The following is a 23,606-nucleotide window of genomic DNA, read 5'->3' as shown; positions in this document are numbered from 1 at the left end:
ATTTCTCTGTCTTCAGATTTCGCACGTGCGGCGAATGGCCGGTTTGACGGGCCGCACCACTTTCGGCGCGAGAATGTGCTTACGTGTTGGGCTTGCGGGATACAGAACACTCAACTCAAATTGTCAGGCCAAGACGTCAGCGACCTGATCCCGCACAGGACAGCAAGCACAGCAATTCGTGTGCAACTTGAACTGCAGCAAGAGAGGTCGTTTGAGCATGATCGTAACAAGGGGCCACTTCGACAATGTCGATACCAACAATGTTCAGTTGCTGTTTCGTGCAAAGCTTGCCCATTGCCCGGAATATCTCGAGCACTTGTAAGGTGCTGATGCCGCCGGGGATTGGCGTACCCGTACCCGGTGCATAAGCCGGGTCGAGGCAGTCGATATCGAAAGAAAGATAGCACGGCATATCTCCGACCCGGTCCAGGATTTTCTGAGCGGTTTCCGCTGCCGGGACATTCATGACGTCGGGCGCATGAACGCGCAGATACGCATCATCCGTCAGATAGGAGGTGCGAATGCCGATCTGAATAGATTTGTCGGCGACTATGGTTCCCTCTTCATCGGCGATACGGAACATCGTGCCATGCTGAACCTCTGGTCCCTTGCTGGTATCGGTATGGGCATCGAAGTGGACAAGTGCGACCGGCCCGTTTACTTCGCTAACTCCATTGATCGAGTGGTAGGTGACCCCGTGGTCACCTCCCAAAGAGAACGGGATTGCCCCGGCAGCGGCTACGTCGCGGGCACGATCATGGGCGGCCGTCGCAAACTCCTCACGTACTGCATAAGTGTATTCGATATCCCCAGCATCCAGAACGGCAAGCCGGTCAAAGGGATCAAATCCCCAGGGCCAGACATCCCCCCAGGCAAGCTGGAGCGAGGCCTCTCGAATGGCACGAGGTCCAAAGCGACATCCCGGTCGATTGCTGACCCCCAGATCATAAGGCAGACCGTAAACAACCACATCAGCATCGCCAAAATTCATACCGGCATGACGCCGGAAGAAGGTGGTGGATCCCGAAAATGAATTGGCTGTGATCGGTCCCTTGAAACCATCCGTTGAATTTTTTGACATTGGCTATCCATTCTGGGCAAGGCATCGCGCAACCGGGTTCAATAAACAAACATTTACCTTGTGGTGGCTTCGGTGCAAGTCTCTCGTCTAGGATAGATACGGGAAGGCACAGTGTCATCTTGTGCCGCCTGAAGGGAAACTCAATGAACGTTTCGGACATCTTCAGCGAATTTACCCCTCCGCAGATTTCGGATACGGAAGCGGCGCAAGTTCTGGACAAATATTATGGCGTGCAGGGGGAGTTTATCCTCCTACGGGGTGAGCGCGACCAGAATGTCCGCGTGCAGACAGATTGCGGCAGACAGCTTGTTCTCAAAATTTCTGGACAAGCCGAAAGTATCGATGCGATTGATTTTCAGGCGCAGCTTTTTGATCATCTGCAAAAGGTGGCACCTGACCCCTCGATACCGAACAACATTAGGACGAAAGACGGCGCGCTGTATTGCGATCATGTTTTTGACAATGGCGTTCAGCATGCGATGCGTTTGGTGACATACGTGGCCGGCGACCCGCTGGAAACGAAAGGTTCTGTGGGCCGGAACACGCTGATCGATGTTGGTAGGTTTCAGGGCTATATCTGCCGGTCTTTGGCAGGCTTTTTCCACCCTGCCGCCCGTCGTCCGATGCCTTGGGACATGTGCAACGGGCTGGCCTTTTCCGATGAGCTGTTAGGATTTCTTGATCCCGAAGTAACAACTTCGATTGCCCCACATTTAGACCGATTGCAGACCGAAACACTCCCTGCGCTGCAGGGCTTACGCGCCCAGGTCATTCACAATGATGTGCATCCGGGCAACATCCTGACCGGGACTGGTGGCAAAATCAGTGGCCTGATCGATTTTGGAGACGCGATTTTTGCACCACTGCTTCAGGAATTGGCTGTTTCTGTCGCAAGCATGATCGAGCGCCACCCTGACAACCCCGGCGCGATCCTCTCTGCGCTCGAAAGCGGATTTAACGACACGTTTCCGCTGTGGCCAGAAGAGAAAGAGCTTTTGCTTGATGCCGCAATCCTGCGCGGTCTACTGAGCGTCGGACTTGGTACTTGCAAATACGCTTTGCTTCCAGCCTCGCAGCGTCAAAAGGACGTGCTTGACGCCTCTAAATCTGGCCTGCTGGCATCACTGTCACTTCATGTCAACAAGCTCCACACCGGCGCGGTCCCTGAAGCCGCTGAGCGTTTGCTGGGCCGTCGGCAAAGAGTGATGAGCCCAACTTACAAGCTGCACTACAAGGAACCCATTCATGTCGTCAGAGGTAAGGGTGTTTATCTGTATGACGGGGAGGGTCGGAAATATCTGGATTGCTACAACAATGTCCCATCCGTAGGGCATTGTAACCCGTATGTCCTCGACGCCCTGAACCAGCAAGTTGGCACACTGAACACCCACACACGGTATTTGCATGACGAAGTGGTCCGTTATGCCGAGCGGATTTCAGCCACGCTTCCCGATGAAATCGATACCTGCATGTTCGTATGCACGGGATCGGAAGCCAACGACCTCGCGTATCGGATTGCCCGAACCGTCACTGGCAAACAGGGTGTGCTCGTGTCCGAGGGCGCGTATCATGGCAATACGATAGCCGTGGCCGACCTTTCGCTGAACGCGGCGGATCGTGCCAACTACCCATCGCACGTGGCCACGATCCCGCTACCCGATACGTATCGCGGTCAGGTCGGCCCTGACGAAACAGACATCGGGGAAAAGTTCGCAGCGCTGGCAGACGGCGCCATAGAAGATATGGTGCAATCCCCGCACGGACTAGCGATGGTGATGATTGATGCCATTTTCGACAATCCAGGGATTTTCTGTGCCCCTCCCGACTATCTGCGCAAGCTGTTCAAAAGGGTCAGAGGTGCCGGGGGGCTGGTGGTTGTCGATGAGGTCCAATCAGGACTGTGCAGACTGGGCGAGAACTTTTGGGGATTTCAGGATTCCGGAGTGGTGCCGGATATCGTCACGATGGGAAAACCCATGGGCAACGGTTTTCCCATCGCCGTCGTCGCCGCAAAACGCGACATCATGGATGAATTCGCCGCCAGAGCTGCGTATTTCAACACATTCGCAGGCAGTCCTGTTGCAGCAGCCGTCGGCAATGCCGTGCTTGATATCGTCGAGCAGGAGAAAATTCTAACCAGTGTCAACAGTACGGGCGACCGACTGATATCGGGTTTGCGCAGATTGAGCGTAAGTTATGATTGCATTGGTGACATCCGTGGCAAGGGGCTGTTTCTTGGTGTCGATCTCGTCGAGAACGGCAACACGCGAGCGCCTGCGAGCAAATCCGCGCACGCGCTCGTGGACGGTCTGCGAAGTCGGGGCTTTCTGTTGTCTGTGAATGGCGCTTTCGACAATGTCATCAAGATTCGTCCGCCCTTGGTGTTCTCGTCCGAAAATGCGGATCAACTGCTAGAAGCCATGAATGCTGAGCTTGCATCAATGGTCGGGACGTAGCAGTTCAGGCCTCAGCAAAATGGCAACAGGGTTGACGCTCTTATCTCCGACTGCTGAATCCTACTACTTGCAGACACGTTTATCGTGCACAAAAAAAACTTCGCTCTTGCAGTATAACAAAGTCGGTAGCACAGCAGATTCCGCAACGTGAGAATTCGATAATTTGTAGTTTCTACAGTCTGTGTGAACGACCCAATCCGGACGTTCGCCGCACCTTCAAGGTGCTGCGTTCGCAGCCTACATTGCGTTCATTCGCCGCACCTGCTCAGTCTTGGTGGCGGTACTTGTCTGAACCGCAGACTAAGCGGCCATCGGATCAGTGTCCGTTTCCGCTCGCACGACCCTATAGTTCGATCAGCCGTTCTTCGATTGGTGACGATTGAACGATAGACGAATTGGTTGCACCGAACGGCACGATCCGGTCGATCACGGCCTCCATCTCGGCCACGTCGCGGACATGCGCGCGGGCCACGAAGCAATCCTCACCAGAAACGCGGTCGCAAGTCACGATCTGAGGCGTCTCCTGGATCGCCTCTATCATATTCTTCATCTCACCCGGCACCGGGCGCGCACGGATCAGGATCGTCACGCCATAGCCAAGACGGGCCGGGTCGATGCGAGCGCCGTATCCGGTTATGACGCCTACATCCTCAAGGCGCCGCACACGATCCGCCACGCTCGGGGCAGACAGACCAACACGACGAGACAGCTCTGCACGGGGAATACGGGCATCCGCACAAAGCTCGCGAAGAATCGCGGCGTCGACGCTGTCAAGGCCCGTTTCTTCGGATCGAAGGCCATCAGACCCTCTTTCCTTCTTTCTTGCATCTAATTCAGCAAATGACATCGTTAATCTCCATGTCTCGATCTATCTCCACCTTGCATTATGGATGCATGACAGATCAAGCTCCCGCAAATCCCGCCATCGCCAACGCCTACGGAGCAATGTCGCGAATGTCTCAGGCCGTTCCCCCTCACGCGTGGTTCGGCGTTTCCGCCGTGTTCCACTATCTCGGCCCGGCTTTCGCGGTTCTGCTTTTCCCAGTCGTAGGTGTGCTTGGCGTTGCCTGGTTCCGCATCGCTTCGGCCGCGCTGGTCCTCGCACCGATCACGAAACCCTGGCGCACTTTCAAGAAATCTTCGCCCCGCGAGCGCCTGCTTCTTCTTGCGCTCGGAGGCTGTCTCGCCGTGATGAACTGCTCTTTCTACCTGGCCCTCGATCGGCTTCCGATATCACTCGTTGCTGCCATCGAATTCGTCGGCACCATCGGAATCGCCCTCTGGGGTCTCCGCACGGGGCGCAACTATCTGGCCTTCGCCTTCGCCATAATTGGTGTGGCCCTTTTGATCGATGTGCCGTCGCTACTGGCGGCGGAAGGTCCTGATCTCACATCCGACCTACTTGGCCTGCTCTGGGCCGTGCTGAACGGGTCGCTCTTTGTCTTCTACATCATCCTCGGCCACAAGATTTCCGAAGGTGGCGCTTCTGGCGGTGTCGAACGTCTTGGCACTGCCATGACAGCGGCATTCATCTTCGTGATGCCCATCGGGTTCCTACAAGCTCTCGAAGCCTTCAGCGCGCCTTTTCTGGTGCTGGCCGGAATCGGCGTCGGCATCTGTTCCTCCGTGATTCCCTATGTCTGCGATCAGCTCGCGATGGCCCGTCTGCCACGCGCCGGCTTCGCGTTCCTGCTCGCTCTCCTTCCTGCGGCCGCCACGATCATCGGCGTCATCGTCCTGCGCCAGATTCCAAGCGCAGTTGATGTCCTTGGCGTGGTCCTCGTCATGATCGGCATGGTCGTTCACAAGCCCGCGACGATGCCGGTTCCGGCGGATAGCGACCTCCAATAGCGGCCATTCGCTGGAATCTGACAAATGAGTATGTTGGACTCGTTTCGAACCTTAGCTGCATGGATTCCATAGACAACTAAGCGGGACTTTGCGGAGTTTCACGAACTACGGTTCAACGGTTGTCATAGAGTTCACTTGCCGCGATGCTAAACGACGACTTCTATCTGAAAGACATCCGCCTCAACCTGGCTTCGAGCAATCGTGCTTCTTCCTTCATAAATAGGATGACACGACCACTTCGGGAGAGAATTCTAGACGTCGCTTTCGATCCGAACAGCGGAATGCAAAAGCGGTTCCGCTTCACTGTCGGCGACATTCAGCCCCGTTTCGCATCTCTGGCATTTAATGGAGAAGCCGTAGCCAAACCGCCGAGCGCGTTGGCCAGCGGCACGGCAAGCCAGTTGCATTACGTATCGAAGCTAAGCGAATGTTCGACGATGGCTTCGAATTCTTCTGTGCAGACAATGTTGTTTGGCTCAAAGATAACGTGCCTGCAAGCTATCTTGGATTCGGGCAAACTGTCTGACAAAAGCTAAAAACTGAGCCCGCTTGCTATGAAATCTGCCCAAAACGATCACGCTGCTTTGCGGTGACATCTACCGCTAAACGCGGCAATTGCACGCTTATGCGCTAATGACAATATTTTGTAGTGGTGAGCCGTGCAGGATTCGAACCTGCGACCCACTGATTAAAAGTCAGTTGCTCTACCAACTGAGCTAACGGCCCACTAGGCGGCCTATCTAGAAAGACGCGACCCGGGGGTCAAGCCCGAAAATCCAAGTAAATCGACTGTTGTGCTGGATTCATCAATTCGCCGGGTTTATATGCGCCTCGATGGCCGCTGACAGCGATAACACGTTGCCCTTTATGAAGATGCATGGGCTGGGAAACGATTTTGTCGTGCTGGATGGGCGCGCGCGGCGGATCGACGTGACGCCCGCCATGGCGATTGCGATTGGTGACCGACGGTTCGGGATCGGATTCGATCAGTTGGCCATCATCGAAGAGGGTGCGGCGGACGCACATCTGACCTTCTACAACGCCGACGGCACCACGTCGGATGCTTGCGGCAATGCGACCCGCTGCATCGCGCGCTATCTGATGGATGAAGGCGGGCGCGATAGCCTGCGCCTGACGACGGCGCGCGGCGACCTGTTTGCCCGGGACGCGGGCGGCGGGCTGACCTCGGTCAATATGGGTTTACCGCAGCTCGACTGGTCCGAAATTCCCCTGTTGGAAGAGATGGATACGCTGGAACTGCCCATAGAGGGACACCCGACGGCGACCGGCATGGGCAACCCGCATTGCACGTTTTTCGTCGAGGATGCCGAGGCGATCCCGCTGGAACAATTCGGGCCGCGATACGAGACCCATGCGCTCTATCCGCAACGCACCAATGTGCAGGTCGCCAGTGTCATTGGGCCTGACCATATCCGCATGCGTGTCTGGGAGCGTGGCGTCGGCATCACCCTGGCATCGGGGTCGTCTTCCTGTGCGACGGCGGTGGCGGCAGCGCGCAAGGGGTTGACCGGCCCCGCGGTGCGCATCGACCTTGATGGCGGTCGTCTTGATGTCGACTGGCGCGATGACGGCGTCTGGATGACCGGGCCCACGACCCATGTTTGCGACGGTGTTCTGACCGCCGGTTTCCTTGGGGCGGTATGATGGCAAGCGCGCCGGTCTTTACCACACTGGGATGCCGCTTGAACGCCTATGAGACCGAGGCGATGAAGGAGTTGTCCGACGCTGCCGGTCTGGAAAACGCGGTGATCGTCAACACCTGCGCCGTGACCTCGGAAGCAGTCCGCAAGGCGCGGCAGGAAATCCGCAAGCTCCGCCGCCAAAACCCCGACGCGCGGCTGATCGTGACCGGGTGTGCGGCGCAGACGGAGCCCGAGACCTTCACCGCCATGTCCGAGGTCGATGCGGTCATCGGCAACACAGAAAAAATGCAGCCTGACACCTGGAAAGGGCTGGCCGCGGATTTCATCGGCGAGACCGAGGCGGTGCAGGTCGATGACATCATGTCGGTGACAGAGACTGCCGGGCATCTGATTGACGGGTTCGGCACCCGGTCGCGGGCCTATGTGCAGGTTCAAAATGGCTGCGATCACCGCTGCACCTTCTGCATCATCCCCTATGGCCGCGGGAATTCGCGCTCGGTTCCCGCCGGTGTTGTTGTCGATCAGATCAAGCGGCTTGTGGATCGTGGGTATAACGAGGTTGTGCTGACCGGGGTGGACCTGACGAGCTGGGGCGCTGACCTGCCAGCGGGGCCGAAGCTGGGTGATCTGGTGATGCGTATTCTCAAGCTGGTCCCCGACCTGCCACGGCTGCGCATTTCTTCCATCGATTCGATCGAGGTGGACGAAAACCTGATGCAGGCCATTGCGACCGAACCCCGGCTGATGCCGCATCTGCATCTGAGCCTGCAACATGGCGATGACCTGATCCTCAAGCGGATGAAACGGCGCCACCTGCGCGACGATGCCATCCGGTTTGCCGAGGAGGCACGCCGCCTGCGCCCGGAGATGACCTTTGGGGCGGATATCATCGCGGGTTTCCCGACCGAGACGGAGGCGCAGTTCGAAAACTCGCTCCGGCTGGTCAAGGAATGTGACCTGACCTGGCTGCATGTTTTTCCCTATTCGCCGCGTCCGGGCACACCTGCCGCGCGGATGCCGCAGGTCGACGGCACTGCGATCAAGGACCGTGCGGCACGCTTGCGGGCCGCGGGCGCGCGGCAGGTCGATACCCATCTTCGGGGCCAGATCGGTCAGCGTCACCAGGTTCTGATGGAAAATCCGCGCATGGGCCGGACCGAGCAATTCACCGAGGTGGATTTCACCTCGGATCAGGCAGAAGGGCAGATCGTCACCGCAACGATTCGCGATCAGAACGGGCAACGGCTTGTCGCCTGATCCGATGGCGCGTCCGATCCTCTGGTCATTTCGCCGATGCCCCTATGCGATGCGCGCCCGGTTGGCACTTGCGGTCTCGGGTCAACGGGTAGAGCTTCGCGAGGTGGTCCTGCGGGACAAGCCCGATGCGTTTCTCGCCACATCGCCCACGGCAACGGTTCCCTGCCTTGATACCGGGGTGGAGGTGATCGACGAAAGCCTCGACATCATGCTCTGGGCGCTGAGACGACATGACCCCGGCGAATGGCTGGATATGCCGCCCGAGGGCCACGACCTGATTGCGTGGAACGATGGCCCGTTCAAGACGGCGCTGGACCGGTACAAATACGTCACGCGCCATAAAGATGTGGATATTGGGGCGGAGCGGTCAACGGCCGTTGAATTCCTGGCCCGGCTGGACGGTCTCCTTGGTCATGGGGAGTGGCTCTTCGGGAAGCGGCCCGGTTTGGCGGATATGGCGATCCTGCCCTTTGTCCGGCAATTTGCCCATGTTGACCTGTGCTGGTTCCATGCGCAACCGCTGCCGCATGTGGCGCGTTGGCTTGCAGCCTTCAAATCCTCCGGGCGTTTCGCGGCAATCATGCGGAAATATCCGCCGTGGACACCCGGGGCACCGGCGGTGCTTTTCCCCGATGATGAGTTGAAACAGACATGATGCGTGACTGAAACAACTGATCGCTTGCAAAGGCGAAGCCGTTCGCCATGATGCGCGCGATTGTTCCGAAAGGCCGCGCAATATGCACCCCAATACCATGTTCCGCAAGGAGACCGAGGCGCAGAATATCGACTTCGCGCGCGAGCAGGGCTTTGGCATTCTTGCCGTGACGACGCCCGATGCGCCGTTGATCAGCCACATCCCGTTTCTGCTATCGCCGGATGGCACGGTGACCGAATTCCACCTGGTCCGGTCGAACCCCATCGCACGGGCCCTGAAGACTGCTCCGCTCAAAGCGCGGCTGGCGGTGCAGGGGGCGCATTCCTATGTCTCGCCGGATTGGTATGACGTCGACGATCAGGTGCCCACATGGAACTATGTCGCGGTTCACCTGACCGGTGAGATCACATTGCGCCCCGTCGACGAGATGCGTGATCTGCTCGATCGGCAATCCGAGCTTTTCGAAAAGCGCCTTCTGCCCAAGACTCCGTGGACCACGGGCAAGATGACCCCCGAGGTGCTTGACCGGATGATGCGGCAGATCGTCCCCTGCCGGATGCAGGTCGACAAGATCGAAGGCACCTGGAAACTTGGTCAGAACAAGCCCGATAAGGTGCGGCAGAACGCTGCGGATCACATGGAGGGCTTTGGGATCGGCAACGAGGTGCGTATCCTGTCGGCATTGATGCGCGGTGTTGCACCAACAGGGTGAGTCGTCGCCGCGGCGGCGGACCCAAAAAATCTAGGAGACCACGCCATGAAACTGCTTTCTGCCGATGCCTCCCCATTCGCACGCAAGGTGCGGGTGTTGTTGCACGAGGCCAACCTGACCGATGATGTCGAGTTGATCGCGGCGGCGACCACGCCGCTCAACACCGACCCCAACGTGGCGGCGGCCAATCCGATGGGCAAAATCCCGACCCTGATCCGCACGGATGCGCCGGCGCTTTATGACAGCCGGGTGATTACCCGGTTTCTGGACGATCATGCTGTCTCGGGCCTTTATCCGGCCAACCGCCTTTGGGACACGCTGACGCTTGAGGCGACGGCAGACGGGATCATGGATGCCGCTGTGACCATGACCTATGAAAAACGCCTGCGCCCGCCCGAGCATCAATCCGAGGATTGGCTGGATGCGCAGTGGAAAAAGGTCGCCGGTGCCGCCGCGGTGGTCAACGAACGATGGATGAGCCACCTGTCCGGCCCGCTGGACATGAGCCATATCGCCATCGGTTGTGCGTTGGCCTATCTGGATTTCCGCCATGGGGACCGGGGATGGCGCAAGGGCAATGACGCCCTTGACGATTGGTTTGCCGTCTTTGCCGAGCGCGACAGCATGAAGGCCACCGCGCCCGAATAAGCCCGTTTACTGGTCCTGCAGCAGATCGAAGATCACCGCGCCCAGCCGGGCGATGGTGGCGTTTCGGGTATCAAATGGCTGATTGTTCTCGGCAAGGTAGATGGCGATCAGCACCGGTTCGGCCTCGGGCGGCTCGACAAAGGCGATGATTCCCCGCGCACCATATCCGCCCGCGCCTGTCTTGTCGCCGATCCGCCAGCCATCGGGAAGCACCGACCGCAGCAGCGCATCAGCCACCTTGTCGTCGATCATCCATTGGCGCAATTGCTTGCGGGACGAGGGCGATAGCGCCTCCTGAAACGCCAGCTTGTTCAGGCTTCGAAGGATCGCATCGGGCGTCGTGGTATCGCGCGGATCGTTTGGTGCCCCTTCATTCAGGGCGGTTTCCCAGCGATCAAGCCGCGTGGTCGGGTCACCGAGATCGCGCAGGAACTGTGTGAAGCCTTTTGGACCGTCCATCGTCTCAAGAAGGAGATTGCCAGCGGTATTGTCGCTGATCGTGACAGTGGCTTCGCAAAGCGCCGCGACGCTCATGCCATTTCCCACGTGGTTCTCCGTCACCGGGGAGTAGGAGACGATATCGTCTGAGTCAAAGGAGATGACGCGCTCCAGGCTCTCTTGCCCGGCATCCACCCGCGCCAGAACCGCCCCGCAAAGCAGAGCCTTGAAGGTGCTCGACATGGGGAACCGTTGATCCGATTTGTACGAAAAGAGAGTGTTGCCCTTCAGATCATGAACAGCGATGCCGACGCGGCCGCCGATTTCGGCCTCTATCGCGGTAACCTGCGTTCTGAATGTCTCTTGCTGGTCAGCGGCTTGAACGCCGCCCACGGGTAAATTCGCCAATAACAGGACGGCACAGAAAAACCGTCCGACAACCTTGATTGTCATCTCGCCTCACGTTTTTTTAGGAGTTTGAACCGATGCACGCCGGGCCTGCATCGGCTGATTTTGGTCGCGTCAGAAGCTGTAGCTGATCCCGAAATTGACCGCGTGGGTCAGGATCTCGGTGCTGATCTTGCCGGGAAGCTGGCCGGGAACGAGCGGATCAGCGTCGATCGTCAGGTCATTGTCGGACCAGGTGAACTGGTACTCGCTGAAAAGCGCCCAACGCTCGTTGATATCATACTTGATGCCCGCGATACCGCGCAGGGCAGGGCCTGTCGTTTCATAACCGAAGGTGCGATTCGATGCGCCGTTGACGGTGACATCCACATGCGGGATCGCCACACCGGCACCGGCGCCGACATAGGGCGTGAAGCTCTGGTTGCCGAACGCGCCGGGCCACCGTTTCATGATGTTGGCGGTGATGATGTTATGGCCGTCCGACAGCTCGAAGCTGCTGGCGCCGATGGCGACAAGGTCCGCATCCGACGCGTAGGCCTTGGTATGGGTGCCTTCGATGCCGAAGCCGAGGTTTTTCTGTGTCCACCACATTGCCCGGCCACCGTAGTAATAGGGGTTCTCAAGCGGCCGGCCTTCCCAGTTGAAGCTGCGGTTGACGGGGGCGCCGCCAGGGAACGTACCGGATCCCGAGCCTCCCTGAACACTTTGAACACCAACATAAAGGCTGAGTTCCATCTCGGCCGCGGCAGGAGCGGCGGACAGAACGAAAGCGGCAATCGCGGATTTCAGAAATTTTGTCATTTCGGATGACCCTTCTGGGTTGATGCGGTGATTTGCTTTTGCTTACACCCGGAAAACGGTACTCTCAAGCGCGACACATGCGCGCCCTGTTCAATTCCGCGCCATTGTGCTCTGGACTGGCCGGAAAAGCACAGTTAAACATCGCGATGGAGAGGTTGCGGGATTCCCGCGGCCCTACTTTGCATTGAGCCGCATTCGGCACCAGAATGGAGTAAACCTCGTGTCCCACGCAGACGATCACGAAGGCACCCGAAGGGATTTCCTTTATTACGCAACCGCCGGGACGGGCGTCGTTGCAACCGGCGCGGCCGTATGGCCGTTGGTAGACCAGATGAACCCCTCGGCGGATGTTCAGGCTCTGAGCTCGATCCGCGTTGACGTCGGTGGGCTTGAAGCGGGCTCACAACTGACCGTGAAATGGCTGGGCAAACCCGTCTTCATTCGTCGCCGTACCGCGGAAGAGATTGAAGAGGCGCGTGCAGTCGACCTCGCGGAGCTGCCCGATCCCGACGCGCGCAACGCCAACCTCGGCCCGGCGCCGGGCGATGATGGCAACCGCACGCTGCCGCCGTTCGGTGGTGCCGAGGATACAGGCGAATGGCTGGTTCAGATCGGCGTTTGTACCCACCTGGGTTGCGTTCCGCTTGGCGATGCCGGTGAATTTGGCGGCTGGTTTTGCCCCTGCCACGGGTCGCACTACGATACTTCAGGACGGATCCGCAAAGGGCCGGCGCCGGAAAACCTGCCGGTGCCAATAGCCGAATTCGTCGACGAAACAACGATCAAACTGGGATAAGGGAAGCGCGCACATGTCCGGAATTCCGCACGATCACTACGAACCCAAGACCGGCGCTGAGAAGTGGCTGCACTCGCGGCTGCCCATCGTCAGTCTGATGTATGACACTTTGATGATCCCCACGCCCAAGAACCTGAACTGGATGTGGATCTGGGGTATCGTCCTGACCTTCTGCCTGGTGCTGCAAATTGTCACCGGCATCATCCTCGTGATGCACTATACCCCGCATGTCGACCTGGCATTTGCCTCGATCGAACACATCATGCGCAACGTGAACGGCGGCCATTTCATCCGCTACCTGCACATGAACGGCGCGTCGCTCTTCTTCTTTGCCGTCTATATCCACATCTTCCGCGGTCTCTACTACGGATCCTACAAGGCCCCGCGTGAGATCACGTGGATCGTCGGCATGCTGATCTACTTGATGATGATGGGCACCGCATTCATGGGTTACGTTCTTCCCTGGGGTCAGATGTCCTTTTGGGGTGCGACTGTTATCACCGGCCTCTTTGGCGCGATCCCGTTCATCGGCGAAAGCATCCAGACGTGGCTTCTGGGCGGACCGGCGGTGGATAACGCCACGCTCAACCGCTTCTTCTCACTGCACTACCTGCTGCCCTTCGTGATCGCAGCACTGGTTGCCGTGCATATCTGGGCCTTCCACACCACCGGCAACAATAACCCGACCGGTGTTGATGTCCGCCGCGGCTCCAAGGCCGAAGCCGAGAAAGACACGCTGCCGTTCTGGCCCTATTTCGTTATCAAGGACCTTTTTGCGCTGGCCGTCATCATGGTGGTGTTCTTTGCCATCGTCGGCTTCATGCCCAACTATCTCGGTCACCCGGATAACTACATCGAAGCCAATGCGCTTGCGACACCTGCACACATCGTACCGGAATGGTACTTCCTGCCGTTCTACGCGATCCTGCGTGCCTTCACCTCGGACGTCTGGGTGGTGCAACTGGCAAGCTGGATTACCGGCGGCATCATCGACGCCAAGTTCTTTGGTGTTCTGGCGATGTTTGGCGCGATTGCGGTTATGGCCCTGGTGCCTTGGCTTGACACATCGAGCGTCCGTTCGGGCCGCTATCGTCCGATGTTCAAATGGTGGTTTGCCCTTCTGGTCATCGACTTTATCGCGTTGATGTGGCTCGGTGCGCGTCCGGCGGAAGAGCCTTATGCGACCTACTCGCTGATCGCCTCGGCCTACTGGTTTGCCTACTTCCTGGTGATCCTGCCGCTTCTGGGCGTCATCGAGAAGCCAACTGCCGCGCCTGAGACCATCGAAGATGATTTCAACGCGCATTACGGCAAAGCCGAAACACCGGCTGAATAAGAAAGGATCGGGATAATGATGAAGAAAATCAGCATCGCCGCTGTAACCGCCCTGACCCTTTCTGCCGGGGGCGCAATGGCCGCTGGCGCGGAAGGCCACGTCCATGACGTCGACTTCTCCTTCGAAGGCCCGTTCGGCAAGTTCGATCAGAACCAGCTTCAGCGCGGTTTGCAGGTCTATACCGAGGTCTGCTCGGCCTGCCACGGGCTGCGCTATGTCCCGCTGCGGACATTGGCGGACGAAGGCGGCCCGCACCTGCCCGAAGATCAGATGCGCGCCTATGCCGAACAGAATTTCGAGGTTTTCGACCCCGAACTGGACGACACGCGCCCTGCGAAACCGACCGATCACTTCCCAGGGTCGAACCTGGAAAACGCACCTGACCTGAGCCTGATGGCCAAGGCGCGCGCCGGGTTCCACGGCCCTGAGGGCACCGGTATCAACCAGCTGATCAAAGGCATGGGTGGCCCTGAATACATCGTTTCGCTTCTGACCGGTTACACCGGCGAAGAGAAAGAAGAGGCCGGTGTGACGCTCTATGAAAACACCGCCTTCCCGGGTGGCTGGATTTCGATGGCCCCGCCGCTCGTGGGTGAGGATGTTGAGTACGCCGACGGTCACAGCAACGATTTGCATCACATCGCCGAAGATCTGGCAGCGTTCCTGATGTGGACGGCGGAACCCAAGATGATGGCGCGCAAACATGCGGGCCTGACCGGGGTGATCTTCCTGACGCTGCTGTCGGTTCTGCTCTACCTGACCAACAAACGCCTCTGGGCGCCGGTCAAAGGCAAAGGCCACAAGGCAGGCTAAGCCGCGCCTCTTTCGAAAAACCAAGCCCCGTCCTTCATCCGGCGGGGCTTTTCTTTGTCGGCTGCATTGTCAGTATTCGCGCAGCAGCCGACCCAGACCCGGTAGCTTGTCGTCGATACCGGCCATCCGCAGGCAGTCCCAAAGCATCGCCTGATTGCTGCAGATCACCGTCTTGCCGAGGCGCTGTTCGATCTCGTCAACGACGTCGATGCTGCGCAACGCACCGCAACTCAGAAGCACCGTATCCGCCTCGGGCGTGTCGATCGCGCGAGCATAGTCGATGAGGTATTCCGGTGCGACCCGGATCATCTCCGTGTCGTAGTTGAGGCCCATGCCGTGCGCGGCGACAACATCGAACCCGGCGGCCTCTAGATAGGCCGCGACGTTGTCGTTCAACTCTGCCACGTAGGGCGAGCCAAGCGTGATCCTGCGCGCGCCTGTTGCCGTCAATGCCTTGCGCACGGCCCCGGCCAGTGTTGTTGGCCTGGCACCCGGCGCACCCTTCGACAACTCGGCGCAGGAGGCATCTTCGCCGACCGCCACGGTTCCCGAGGTGCAGGCAAAACAGATCACATCGAGCCCGTCATCCGGCAGGATACGTGCCGCGGTTTCGGCCAGCGATCCGCGCAGTTGTGCGAGGCTGTCGGTCGAGATTTCGCGGGGCATCGTCGCGCGGCTGAAATACGCCCCGACCCCTGGGGGCAGGTGGCGGATCATATCCTCCTCGATGGTCTGTTCGTTTGGAATGAGGACAAACCCGATCCTGGCCCGTCCGCCCCGCCCTTCGTCCATACGGACGCTGTCGAGCACCGCTTGCCGGGCTGCCTCTGACATGTTGTGGGCCTCGTTCATGGCACCCTCCACCGTGGTTTTGGCACCATTCTACCCCGCAAAACCCGCCTGGCAATCGTGGTGCGGGTCAGCGTCGCGAGGTGGGCGGAATGCGACGGCACTTCAGAAATTAACCTTTTGCGAATCGGAGGGGCTTCCCAGGGTGATTCGCGTCTGTTAACCTTTCGTTAATAAAAAGACTAAAAGGCAGGCTAACGGGCAATGAAAACGGGCTTTAGTGGCACGTTTGTCATCTCCTGGACGCAGACGGAAGTGGACGGGTTAGAAGCTGCACCGGTGCAGTCGCTGAATGTGGGGGCAGCGTGGTCCTGGCGAGGCGATGTTGTGCGGGTGGACGGTCCAAGTGAACTCTTGCGCCTCGAGCGGACAGACGGCGACATAACGAACCGCAAACGCGCGGCACGGATGGTGCGGCGTCTGCTTGGGGCGGCAATCACCCACAGAACGGATATTGAGCGGATCGAGGTCGAAGAACCGCTGATCGACAACGGGTTCGTCGTGACCGATGGCGCGCAGAGCTATACCGTGACGCTGATCGAAACCGGCACAGGCGCCCCGCCCTTGCTCATGTTCCTGGACGAGATCCCGCCGCGGGATACGGAGATGTGGATCGTCCATCATTCCCTGGAAGGGTTGCGGAGCACCGGGCCGCAACAGACCACAAGTGGTGTGATCTGCTTCACTCCCGGTACCCGGATCGAAACGCCTGACGGCCCGCGCCTGGTTGAAGAGCTTGAAGAAGGCGACCGGGTGCAGACCAAGGATAACGGCGCGCAGCCGATCGAATGGGTGGGCAGCAGGCGGATGACCGGTGCGCGCCTCTTTGCCATGCCGCACCTGCGCCCGATCCGTATTCGCGCCGGTGCCCTTGGGGTCGAGCGGCCGGATCAGGAATTGCTGGTCAGTCCCGAGCATCGGATGCTGGTCAAGGGCGACGTGGCGCAATCCCTCTTCAACGTGCCGGAGGTCCTGGTCTCGGCGCGTGACCTTATCAACAACAACACGATCTCGGTCGATCTCGCGGTGCGGGAGGTCACGTATATCCATCTGCTGCTGCCCCAGCATCAGGTGCTCTGGGCCAATGGGGTGGAAACCGAGAGTTTCCATCCGGCAAGCACGTCGTTGGACATGCTCGATGCTGCGGACAAATCGCGCCTGCTGGCGTTGAACGGGCGATTGGAACGCGATCCGCTGTCCTATGGCAGCTTTGCCCGGCGCAACCTCAGCAGTTCCGAGGCAGCCATCCTTGCACATGAGGCGGCATAGCGTGAACTAGTTGGGATTTGGGGCTTGACTAACGCCGCTTCAGCGTCTCACCAAAGCTGACTGTCGGTTCCAGAACAATCCGCTGTGGCGCATCATCGCCGCCCACACGATCGACAATGACCTGCGCGGCGCGCTTGCCGATTTCAAGGCGGCAGGCGTCCATTGTGGCCAATTCCTTCGGCAGTCCTTTGAGGAGGTTGACACCATTGAATCCGGCCAGACCAATCTGCCCCGGGACGTCGATCCCCTGGTCGAGCAGGTAGAGCAAACCGCCGGCACCGATGATGTCGTTCGAGTAATAGAGGAAGTCGATCTCTTCATTCCTCTCAAGGATTTCACGGGTCATTTCCCGCCCTTTCACAAGCGCAGACCCGCCGGTGTAGAACTCCTTGTCAACGATCTCGACACCGGCCTTGGCCAGTGTTTCCGTGAACCCTTCGAACCGTTTGCGCGCCCGGTGATCCAACGACATCTTCGTCCCCAGGAACCCGATCTGGGTGTATCCGGCCTTGAGGATCGCGGTTGCCATCTTCTGCCCGGCGAGGCGGTGCGAAATGCCGACGACCGAGTCCACCGGAGTGCCGTCCACATCCATGATCTCGACCACCGGAATGCCCGAAGCCGCCAACATCGCGCGCGACGCCTCGGAATGCTCCAGCCCGGCGATAATCACGCCCGAAGGCCGCCATGACAGCATCTCGTAAAGCACTTTTTCTTCTTTTTCGCGCTGATATCCGGTCACGCCGACCACCGGTTGCAATTCGGTGTCGTCGAGGATCTGGCTGATCCCGGTCATGACCTCGGGAAAGACCATGTTGGACATCGAGGGTATCACGACAGCAACGAGGTTGACCCGGTTGGACGCAAGGGCCCCGGCGATCTTGTTGGGGACATAGCCCAACTCCTTCGCCGCCTCCAACACCCGCTTCCGCGTCGCATCGGAGACATCACCCCTGTTGCGCAGAACGCGGCTCACGGTCATCTCGGAGACACCGGAAGCGTCGGAAACATCCCGGAGCGTCAGCGGGCGATTGTCATTATCTGTCACGGTGGCATCATCCTCGACGTTGTTTCTCAAGTGTTACCGCGAACAGTCTTTGCGGATCAAGCGGCCAGCGATGCCAACTTTCCGAATTTATGACCATGACAAACCGAAACCTTATGATTATTGAAACGATGAGTGGCCCCGTGGCTCAACTGGATAGAGCAGCCCCCTCCTAAGGGGCAGGTTGCAGGTTCGAATCCTGCCGGGGTCGCCAATACCTTCAAAATAAATAAATATAATCAATATGTTAGATGGATATTGCCCTTCAGGACGTGACACAATAGGTGACACATGGGAAAGAATTGGTTCCAAGTTGGAATGGTGAAGATGACGATTCAGTACGTTCAGTGGCGCAAGGGCCTCGCCTACTACAGACGCCGCGTGCCAGATGATCTGAGCAAACACTATGGGAAGAAGACCCACCTATTCTTCTCTCTGAAAACGAGAGACTTCGGTGAAGCAGCTAAGAAGGCTGCTGAGGCCACAAGGGACCTTGATCGAGAGTGGATGCTGCTTCGTTCATCAGACGGAACAGACATCGAAACTCGCGCCAAGGCGATGGCCATCCTAAGGAGCCACGGCTTAGAACCAGGCCAAGCGTCTGAATACGCGAAGTATGACCTAGAGCCAGATGGCTTAGTTCACGAGTTCTTGGTGCAGTCTCAGGACGGCTCAGGCATTGACAAAGGTATTGTAAAGGAACGCCTGCCGGAAGACCTCAGGCTTGCAGCAGAGCTCTTCTATGCCACACCTGATGAACTACGGAGGCTGACTGTTCCCTGCTTCAGCGAAGTAAAGGAAAGGCATCTTTACTTCAGCCCCAAGCGAGCGACAGACCCACAGTTCAATCGTTCTGTTGACCGCTTCATTCGCATCAATGGCGACCTTCCCATCGACAAGTATCGCCGGGAACACGGCAATGCCTTCGTGAAGGACCTTCTGGACAGCGGACTGAAGAAGGCTTCGGTCAAGCGCTACGTCAATCAGGTCAGGCCAATCTTCAACACAGCGATCACTGAACTTGAGATCGAAATGGCCAACCCGCTTTCAAACATCAAGATACCAGACGATGGACAGAACGAGGATGGTGGTCGCGAGTCTTTCGCTTTGCCTGAACTTTGGGCAATTCAGCGAGCTTGTCGAGACAAGGACGATCAGCGCCGTTGGGTCATTTCGATGCTTAGTGACACAGGCGCTCGGCTAGCGGAGATAGCAGGCTTGCTTACTGAAGACGTGTGCCTTGATGGCCCGTTACCCTATCTGGAAATCAGGCCAAATCGCATTAGAGGAGTGAAGACACTGGCTTCTGAGCGCAGGGTACCTCTGGTAGGTGAGGCCCTCTGGGCGGCCAATAGAGCCTTAGAAGAGACCGACAGTGACTACTTGTTTCCCGATCTCGTGAAGAACGACAGCCTCAACAATGGCTCAGTGTCGGCAGCTCTGAACAAATGGTTGATGGACAACAACCTCAGAAGTAGACACCAACCGCTGCACAGCTTCAGACACACGCTTCGTGATCGCCTGAGGAACTCCCAATGCCTGCCAGATGTAGCTGACCGCATCGGTGGTTGGAAACGGCAGGGTGTTGGCGAGGGTTACGGCGCTGGGCACGACTTGGCGGTTCTAAACAACGCCATGCTTGCGATGATTGAGCATGAAAAACGACAGTTCGGCACCCTCGAAATCACTTGACTGACCACCGGTGCCAACGCGTTTCCTTTGAACTGGTCAAATAGAGATTTGTTTGTCTATTTTTCCATCAGGTACGCGTAGTCACCAAGCCGAGAGCCACCCCTAGTGACGTTAAAAGTACTCACTAGGAGGTAGCAACCGGCAAGACGCAGCTTCGAAACTGATTCGAACGGGCGGTTTCTCCCTCTCTGAAATCAACCCCATCGCAACGCCCCAGGCATCATGTACATGGTGTCCGATTGCTTGCGCGTTCGATTAAGTATGAGAGAAAACATGCAAGACTTCATCTACGATACGACAATCACAACTCTGGTAACGGACCACATTGATCATTCCGAACACGTGCGCAATCGCCTCGAAGCGAGCATCACAGAACTAATCACGTTTAAGAAGGCAACGAAGATGCCCATTGAAGGGTATCTAGCGATGGGTGAATACCTTCACTACCTCGCAATCGACGTTCCATCCACAAAGCTCAGGCATAAAAAAATACTGGAAGACTTCCCGGGGTTCCGTCGCTTCGACAAACCGGTACGGTCAAATGCCAAAAGGCTTTGGGAAGCATTAGAGGGCTACAGGGACGAGGACATCCTTACTGTTCTCGGTGTGGCGGATATCAGCGATTACTACACCAGCAATCCTACCGTGATAATCCGTGACTACAGGAACAAAAAGAGACCTGCATAACTCTATCCTGGGGTTGGTTCTGGAGTGGCTTGATTGCTCTGAGCCGACCCCAAGTAGCCCTTGAACCACTCCATCCAGCGCCTGGTCTGAAACCTGCATTCGGATCATCCGGCTGGCCAACCCCATCCAAAAGAGAGACCCGCCAATGCCCTTCGATGCCACTGGCACGGAGCAACTATCCGTATGCCCTGCCTGCAATGAAACCTTCAACAGAAAGAGGTCTAACCAAAAGTTTTGTAGCCCCAAGTGTAGGAAGAACAACTACCAACTTAGAGACCGAAAGGAGAACCCAAAGAACGCCCAGAATAGCCCCGATGTAAAGCGCACGAATATGCAACAACGTGAACGGGCTTCGTATCTGGCAGAACTATTCTACAGTAAGCCGCCTTCTGAAAGATTGGGTTTTGTCAAAGAACTCGTTGATGCTGCCCGAAATGGAGACGCCTCACTTAAGAGTATCCTGACAGACCCAAGGTTGCTCAGAGCATCTCCAGATGAGAAAAGGATGTTCCATAGGAAAGCCCCACAGAGCTACCGTACGATTAGTCAGGCGGCCAATGCCTACTGCAAACAGTTTTGGGGTGCCAGTGTCGGCCCGGTAGTTAGAGGTGAGGTTCCAGAACCACCGACTGGTGAGGTAATGGAATAAAACGTCGTCATCATACTAGTAAGGGCAAAAGAACCTACTAGGATCGCCACAAAGTTCGCCAAAGCTTGCTATCGCTTGGCTATTTCAATGGTTGATCAACTTGCCGATCACGCAGCGTACGGTAGTGTGAATTTTTGTTAACGATTAGACTGCTACTGAAGTGCAGGCGAAAGCGAAGGAGCCCGTTACCATGTTCGCGCAAAGATACTACGATACGATTCTTGAACCGCTTCTGATGAAGTATAGGTCAACGCCCAACGATGATGATCTCGCCTACGCATTGGCGGCCCTACTCGAACAGGTGGTAGATCATATTAGAATCGACACTGGTCGTTCGCTCAATGACATCCGGAAATCTCTGCAGAACAGATACACTGATTTCATCTATCTTCGCACGGTGGCCATTAGTACAAAGAATGTCTTCACGGACAATATCCCTGGATTGAATGTACAGACTCGTGACTTGGTTGAATTAGAAGTGGGGCCGAGAACAGCGATACAAGCTGATGGTAGTGTGCAGCAAAAAGCAGATAGCCAAACTCTGATTGTGACCGGCCAACGTAGGATGTTCAGATTCAAAGATGGCAAGGAAATACCTGTAGCGGATTTGCTAGAGGAATCCTTTAGGGCCATCACCGACGAGATTAACTCCGTTGAGCAATGATGCTCTCTCTTAGATCAGCGTAGTTGCGATGCCATTAAACAGTATCCCGGAACCTGAACTCCGCAACCACTGCCGGAGAGTAATAGAAAACCTCGAAATGTGGCTGCGTCGGTTGGTAGATGAGCAATTTTCGAAGTCATATGGCGATGATTATTTTCACGCAAAAACTGAAAAAGGCGAGAACCTACTGGCCCGTTCTCGTGTCGCAGAAATTGAAGATCGCCGATCAGCAGATACACTTCGCTTTGCGAGATTAATTGATGCAACGTATTTCGATGATCTCGTTTATTGCGTTTGCCGAGAAGACCTATATGCCAAGCACTTTCGTGTTGCGCTAGATACAGCCTTTCCCGGAGGCGCTAACTTCGCTCGTGGGCTCCTGAAAAAGATACAAAGAGCTCGCAACCAATTGTGTCACTCGAACCCTATTTCTGTAAGGAGTGCTGAACAAGTTGTCTGCTATTCCAATGACGTTATTGAAAGTCTCAAATTGTACTACAAAGAGCTAGGCATGACTGAAGAATACAATGTACCTTCTGTGATTAGAATAAGAGATAGTTTCGGCTCCCTCACTCCAAAGCAACCCCGCCCTCCACACGCGAGAACTACGAAAGAGCGCCGTAACAAAGACCAAAGTTCTTACCTGCGTCCTGGTGAGGTTTTGACAATTGAGGTTGAAGTTGACCCATCATTTCCATCAGATTCTTATGAAATCAACTGGTCGGTGGGTGGGACAAGACTCTCCGGGCCCAAAATCACAATAGAGCTAGATAAGACGCACGTAGGGGAGCGGCTTAGGTTCTTTTGTCGCGTCGTTAGCAATGAGGATTGGCACCGCTATGGAGATTGCGACGACTCCTTGTTTATTGATTACAAGGTTTTGCCGCCACCCAACAACGCCTAAGACCATGCTTCAGAAGTAGTCAGTTCGTCAGCAAAGAAACGGCAATTTTTTCACCGACAATAATAACAACAATAACCCCCATTTTTTGAAGTCGGTTTTCTAGACCCCCCACCCCCTCAAATCGCCCCAGAAAATCTGACCCAATGCCCAGCGCCTAAAGGCTCCGCCAATAGACCTTGCCCATGTGGTAGTCCGACGCTGTGTGGGAACTGTCTGTATATGAAGTGGTCTTTCAGCTTTTGGCAGACCTTTGCCACCACTTCCGAAACCCTAAAGTCAGACAAAGGAGGGCATTTACATGCTCATCGGATACGCACGCACATCAACCCTGGAGCAGCAAGCATCCCTAGAGACTCAGAGAGAGTCACTGAGCGCCGTTGGGTGCCAAAAGGTATGGGAGGAGCAGACAAGCTCAGTGGCCTTCAGAGAGTCTCTCAGAGCCGCTGTGGACTATGCCCGCGAGGGTGACACTCTGGTTGTCACGAAGCTGGATCGTTTGGCTCGGTCCGTAAGGCACCTTGGGGAAATCGTTGAAGAGCTTGAGGGCAAGTCTGTGGGACTTCGTATCCTGGACCTAGGATTGGACACATCGAACGCTACAGGAAAGCTAATGCTGAACGTCTTGGGCTCCGTGGCTCAGTTCGAAAGGGAAATGATGTTGGAACGACAGCGTGAAGGAATTGCGAAGGCCAAGGCGCTGGGCAAGTACAGGGGGAGGCGTCCTACAGCCCGTGAGAAGGCTGATCAAGTTCTTGCGCTGCTAGCCAAAGGCATCAGCAAGAGAGAGATTGCCAAGAGGTTGTGCATCTCTGAAAGGTCGGTCTATCGAGTGTTAGACAGTCATCAAAAATCGTAGCGGTGGAGTTCGGTGGTCGCCATACGGTTGGCGGCCTCCTGTACTTCCGGACGATCACAAATGCCCACGATCTGC

The 23,606-nt window shown here is 56.9% G+C and carries 22 protein-coding genes, 2 tRNA genes and 1 pseudogene; 18 read left to right on the top strand and 7 right to left on the bottom strand.

Annotation, left to right across the window (positions count from 1 at the left end):
- Window positions 1-136: 136 nt before the first annotated feature.
- Window positions 137-1,081, bottom strand: a complete 945-nt coding sequence (gene speB, locus RBB29_RS09570; RefSeq protein ID WP_306114837.1) for an agmatinase — start codon at window positions 1,079-1,081, stop codon at window positions 137-139.
- A gap of 143 nt (window positions 1,082-1,224) precedes the next feature.
- On the opposite strand from speB, the gene RBB29_RS09565 reads away from it, so the two are divergent.
- The gene (locus tag RBB29_RS09565) at window positions 1,225-3,537 is read left to right on the top strand and encodes an aminotransferase class III-fold pyridoxal phosphate-dependent enzyme (protein ID WP_306114836.1); all 2,313 of its coding nucleotides are present in this window, start codon (window positions 1,225-1,227) and stop codon (window positions 3,535-3,537) included.
- A gap of 343 nt (window positions 3,538-3,880) precedes the next feature.
- Here the strand turns inward: RBB29_RS09565 and RBB29_RS09560 are convergent, their stop codons facing one another.
- Window positions 3,881-4,384 carry an Lrp/AsnC family transcriptional regulator gene (locus tag RBB29_RS09560; RefSeq protein WP_306114835.1) on the bottom strand — a complete coding sequence of 168 codons (504 nt, stop codon included), beginning with the start codon at window positions 4,382-4,384 and terminating at the stop codon, window positions 3,881-3,883.
- A 47-nt stretch (window positions 4,385-4,431) separates the two neighbouring features.
- Between RBB29_RS09560 and RBB29_RS09555 the strand changes: the two genes are divergently transcribed.
- Window positions 4,432-5,388, top strand: a complete 957-nt coding sequence (locus RBB29_RS09555; protein WP_306114834.1) for a DMT family transporter — start codon at window positions 4,432-4,434, stop codon at window positions 5,386-5,388.
- A 376-nt stretch (window positions 5,389-5,764) separates the two neighbouring features.
- Window positions 5,765-5,914 (top strand): annotated as a pseudogene (locus tag RBB29_RS22280) (RNA--NAD 2'-phosphotransferase); the annotation flags it as partial.
- A gap of 124 nt (window positions 5,915-6,038) precedes the next feature.
- On the opposite strand, the gene RBB29_RS09550 reads toward RBB29_RS22280, so the two are convergent.
- Window positions 6,039-6,114: transfer RNA gene (locus RBB29_RS09550), tRNA-Lys, on the bottom strand.
- A 108-nt stretch (window positions 6,115-6,222) separates the two neighbouring features.
- On the opposite strand from RBB29_RS09550, the gene dapF reads away from it, so the two are divergent.
- The 5 genes from dapF to RBB29_RS09525 all read left to right on the top strand — a co-directional run bounded on the left by dapF (window position 6,223) and on the right by RBB29_RS09525 (window position 10,324).
- The gene (gene dapF / locus RBB29_RS09545) at window positions 6,223-7,053 is read left to right on the top strand and encodes a diaminopimelate epimerase (RefSeq protein ID WP_306114833.1); all 831 of its coding nucleotides are present in this window, start codon (window positions 6,223-6,225) and stop codon (window positions 7,051-7,053) included.
- The gene (mtaB, locus tag RBB29_RS09540; protein ID WP_306114832.1) at window positions 7,053-8,309 is read left to right on the top strand and encodes a tRNA (N(6)-L-threonylcarbamoyladenosine(37)-C(2))-methylthiotransferase MtaB; all 1,257 of its coding nucleotides are present in this window, start codon (window positions 7,053-7,055) and stop codon (window positions 8,307-8,309) included. Before dapF ends, mtaB begins: the two co-directional genes overlap by 1 nt.
- Window positions 8,310-8,313: 4 nt before the next feature.
- Window positions 8,314-8,964: a glutathione S-transferase gene (locus RBB29_RS09535; protein WP_306114831.1), complete on the top strand. Its 651-nt coding sequence runs from the start codon at window positions 8,314-8,316 to the stop codon at window positions 8,962-8,964.
- Between the two features lie 82 nt (window positions 8,965-9,046).
- Window positions 9,047-9,676, top strand: a complete 630-nt coding sequence (locus RBB29_RS09530) for an FMN-binding negative transcriptional regulator (protein ID WP_306114830.1) — start codon at window positions 9,047-9,049, stop codon at window positions 9,674-9,676.
- Window positions 9,677-9,721: 45 nt separating this feature from the next.
- Window positions 9,722-10,324 carry a glutathione S-transferase gene (locus tag RBB29_RS09525; protein WP_306114829.1) on the top strand — a complete coding sequence of 201 codons (603 nt, stop codon included), beginning with the start codon at window positions 9,722-9,724 and terminating at the stop codon, window positions 10,322-10,324.
- 6 nt (window positions 10,325-10,330) lie between these two features.
- Here RBB29_RS09525 and bla read toward each other — a convergent pair whose 3' ends face one another.
- Together bla and RBB29_RS09515 are read right to left on the bottom strand one after the other, a co-directional pair.
- On the bottom strand, window positions 10,331-11,215 hold the full coding sequence (gene bla / locus RBB29_RS09520) for a class A beta-lactamase (RefSeq protein WP_306114828.1): 885 nt from the start codon (window positions 11,213-11,215) through the stop codon (window positions 10,331-10,333).
- Between the two features lie 69 nt (window positions 11,216-11,284).
- Window positions 11,285-11,971 (bottom strand): outer membrane protein, encoded by a 687-nt coding sequence (locus RBB29_RS09515; RefSeq protein ID WP_306114827.1) that lies wholly within the window; start codon window positions 11,969-11,971, stop codon window positions 11,285-11,287.
- Window positions 11,972-12,191: 220 nt separating this feature from the next.
- Between RBB29_RS09515 and petA the strand changes: the two genes are divergently transcribed.
- The 3 genes from petA to RBB29_RS09500 are packed head-to-tail and all read left to right on the top strand — an operon-like array spanning window position 12,192 to window position 14,916.
- Window positions 12,192-12,767: a ubiquinol-cytochrome c reductase iron-sulfur subunit gene (gene petA / locus RBB29_RS09510; RefSeq protein WP_306114826.1), complete on the top strand. Its 576-nt coding sequence runs from the start codon at window positions 12,192-12,194 to the stop codon at window positions 12,765-12,767.
- Between the two features lie 13 nt (window positions 12,768-12,780).
- A complete protein-coding gene (gene petB, locus RBB29_RS09505; RefSeq protein WP_306114825.1) occupies window positions 12,781-14,103 on the top strand; it encodes a cytochrome b in 1,323 nt (440 codons plus the stop codon).
- A gap of 15 nt (window positions 14,104-14,118) precedes the next feature.
- Window positions 14,119-14,916: a cytochrome c1 gene (locus RBB29_RS09500; RefSeq protein ID WP_306114824.1), complete on the top strand. Its 798-nt coding sequence runs from the start codon at window positions 14,119-14,121 to the stop codon at window positions 14,914-14,916.
- Between the two features lie 69 nt (window positions 14,917-14,985).
- On the opposite strand, the gene RBB29_RS09495 is transcribed toward RBB29_RS09500, so the two are convergent.
- A complete protein-coding gene (locus RBB29_RS09495; RefSeq protein WP_306114823.1) occupies window positions 14,986-15,768 on the bottom strand; it encodes an arylmalonate decarboxylase in 783 nt (260 codons plus the stop codon).
- A 201-nt stretch (window positions 15,769-15,969) separates the two neighbouring features.
- Between RBB29_RS09495 and RBB29_RS09490 the strand changes: the two genes are divergently transcribed.
- Window positions 15,970-17,034 (top strand): Hint domain-containing protein, encoded by a 1,065-nt coding sequence (locus RBB29_RS09490; RefSeq protein ID WP_306114822.1) that lies wholly within the window; start codon window positions 15,970-15,972, stop codon window positions 17,032-17,034.
- Between the two features lie 28 nt (window positions 17,035-17,062).
- Here RBB29_RS09490 and RBB29_RS09485 read toward each other — a convergent pair whose 3' ends face one another.
- Window positions 17,063-18,082: a LacI family DNA-binding transcriptional regulator gene (locus RBB29_RS09485; protein ID WP_306114928.1), complete on the bottom strand. Its 1,020-nt coding sequence runs from the start codon at window positions 18,080-18,082 to the stop codon at window positions 17,063-17,065.
- Window positions 18,083-18,216: 134 nt separating this feature from the next.
- Between RBB29_RS09485 and RBB29_RS09480 the strand changes: the two genes are divergently transcribed.
- The 6 genes from RBB29_RS09480 to RBB29_RS09455 all read left to right on the top strand — a co-directional run bounded on the left by RBB29_RS09480 (window position 18,217) and on the right by RBB29_RS09455 (window position 23,531).
- A tRNA-Arg gene (locus tag RBB29_RS09480) sits at window positions 18,217-18,293 on the top strand.
- A 113-nt stretch (window positions 18,294-18,406) separates the two neighbouring features.
- Window positions 18,407-19,771: a DUF6538 domain-containing protein gene (locus RBB29_RS09475; RefSeq protein ID WP_306121134.1), complete on the top strand. Its 1,365-nt coding sequence runs from the start codon at window positions 18,407-18,409 to the stop codon at window positions 19,769-19,771.
- A gap of 273 nt (window positions 19,772-20,044) precedes the next feature.
- The gene (locus tag RBB29_RS09470; protein WP_306114820.1) at window positions 20,045-20,458 is read left to right on the top strand and encodes a hypothetical protein; all 414 of its coding nucleotides are present in this window, start codon (window positions 20,045-20,047) and stop codon (window positions 20,456-20,458) included.
- Window positions 20,459-21,297: 839 nt separating this feature from the next.
- Window positions 21,298-21,771 carry a hypothetical protein gene (locus RBB29_RS09465; RefSeq protein ID WP_306114819.1) on the top strand — a complete coding sequence of 158 codons (474 nt, stop codon included), beginning with the start codon at window positions 21,298-21,300 and terminating at the stop codon, window positions 21,769-21,771.
- Window positions 21,772-21,868: 97 nt separating this feature from the next.
- Complete coding sequence (locus RBB29_RS09460; RefSeq protein WP_306114818.1) at window positions 21,869-22,675, top strand: hypothetical protein; 807 nt, start codon at window positions 21,869-21,871, stop codon at window positions 22,673-22,675.
- A 298-nt stretch (window positions 22,676-22,973) separates the two neighbouring features.
- The gene (locus RBB29_RS09455; protein WP_306114817.1) at window positions 22,974-23,531 is read left to right on the top strand and encodes a recombinase family protein; all 558 of its coding nucleotides are present in this window, start codon (window positions 22,974-22,976) and stop codon (window positions 23,529-23,531) included.
- The last annotated feature ends 75 nt before the right edge of the window (window positions 23,532-23,606 follow it).

This window comes from Roseovarius sp. MMSF_3359, from assembly GCF_030733385.1.
GTDB lineage: Bacteria > Pseudomonadota > Alphaproteobacteria > Rhodobacterales > Rhodobacteraceae > Roseovarius.
Note: the sequence above shows the minus strand (reverse complement) of the source record. Positions and strands in the feature narration are given on the sequence as shown.

Excerpts from the sequence above, each read along its gene's own strand:
- speB (WP_306114837.1), bottom strand. The coding sequence starts at position 1,081 with ATGTCAAAAAATTCAACGGATGGTTTCAAGGGACCGATCACAGCCAAT.
- RBB29_RS09565 (WP_306114836.1), top strand. The coding sequence starts at position 1,225 with ATGAACGTTTCGGACATCTTCAGCGAATTTACCCCTCCGCAGATTTCG.
- RBB29_RS09560 (WP_306114835.1), bottom strand. The coding sequence starts at position 4,384 with ATGTCATTTGCTGAATTAGATGCAAGAAAGAAGGAAAGAGGGTCTGAT.
- RBB29_RS09555 (WP_306114834.1), top strand. The coding sequence starts at position 4,432 with ATGACAGATCAAGCTCCCGCAAATCCCGCCATCGCCAACGCCTACGGA.
- dapF (WP_306114833.1), top strand. The coding sequence starts at position 6,223 with ATGGCCGCTGACAGCGATAACACGTTGCCCTTTATGAAGATGCATGGG.
- mtaB (WP_306114832.1), top strand. The coding sequence starts at position 7,053 with ATGGCAAGCGCGCCGGTCTTTACCACACTGGGATGCCGCTTGAACGCC.
- RBB29_RS09535 (WP_306114831.1), top strand. The coding sequence starts at position 8,314 with ATGGCGCGTCCGATCCTCTGGTCATTTCGCCGATGCCCCTATGCGATG.
- RBB29_RS09530 (WP_306114830.1), top strand. The coding sequence starts at position 9,047 with ATGCACCCCAATACCATGTTCCGCAAGGAGACCGAGGCGCAGAATATC.
- RBB29_RS09525 (WP_306114829.1), top strand. The coding sequence starts at position 9,722 with ATGAAACTGCTTTCTGCCGATGCCTCCCCATTCGCACGCAAGGTGCGG.
- bla (WP_306114828.1), bottom strand. The coding sequence starts at position 11,215 with ATGACAATCAAGGTTGTCGGACGGTTTTTCTGTGCCGTCCTGTTATTG.
- RBB29_RS09515 (WP_306114827.1), bottom strand. The coding sequence starts at position 11,971 with ATGACAAAATTTCTGAAATCCGCGATTGCCGCTTTCGTTCTGTCCGCC.
- petB (WP_306114825.1), top strand. The coding sequence starts at position 12,781 with ATGTCCGGAATTCCGCACGATCACTACGAACCCAAGACCGGCGCTGAG.
- RBB29_RS09500 (WP_306114824.1), top strand. The coding sequence starts at position 14,119 with ATGATGAAGAAAATCAGCATCGCCGCTGTAACCGCCCTGACCCTTTCT.
- RBB29_RS09495 (WP_306114823.1), bottom strand. The coding sequence starts at position 15,768 with ATGAACGAGGCCCACAACATGTCAGAGGCAGCCCGGCAAGCGGTGCTC.
- RBB29_RS09490 (WP_306114822.1), top strand. The coding sequence starts at position 15,970 with ATGAAAACGGGCTTTAGTGGCACGTTTGTCATCTCCTGGACGCAGACG.
- RBB29_RS09475 (WP_306121134.1), top strand. The coding sequence starts at position 18,407 with ATGACGATTCAGTACGTTCAGTGGCGCAAGGGCCTCGCCTACTACAGA.
- RBB29_RS09470 (WP_306114820.1), top strand. The coding sequence starts at position 20,045 with ATGCAAGACTTCATCTACGATACGACAATCACAACTCTGGTAACGGAC.
- RBB29_RS09465 (WP_306114819.1), top strand. The coding sequence starts at position 21,298 with ATGTTCGCGCAAAGATACTACGATACGATTCTTGAACCGCTTCTGATG.
- RBB29_RS09460 (WP_306114818.1), top strand. The coding sequence starts at position 21,869 with ATGTGGCTGCGTCGGTTGGTAGATGAGCAATTTTCGAAGTCATATGGC.
- RBB29_RS09455 (WP_306114817.1), top strand. The coding sequence starts at position 22,974 with ATGCTCATCGGATACGCACGCACATCAACCCTGGAGCAGCAAGCATCC.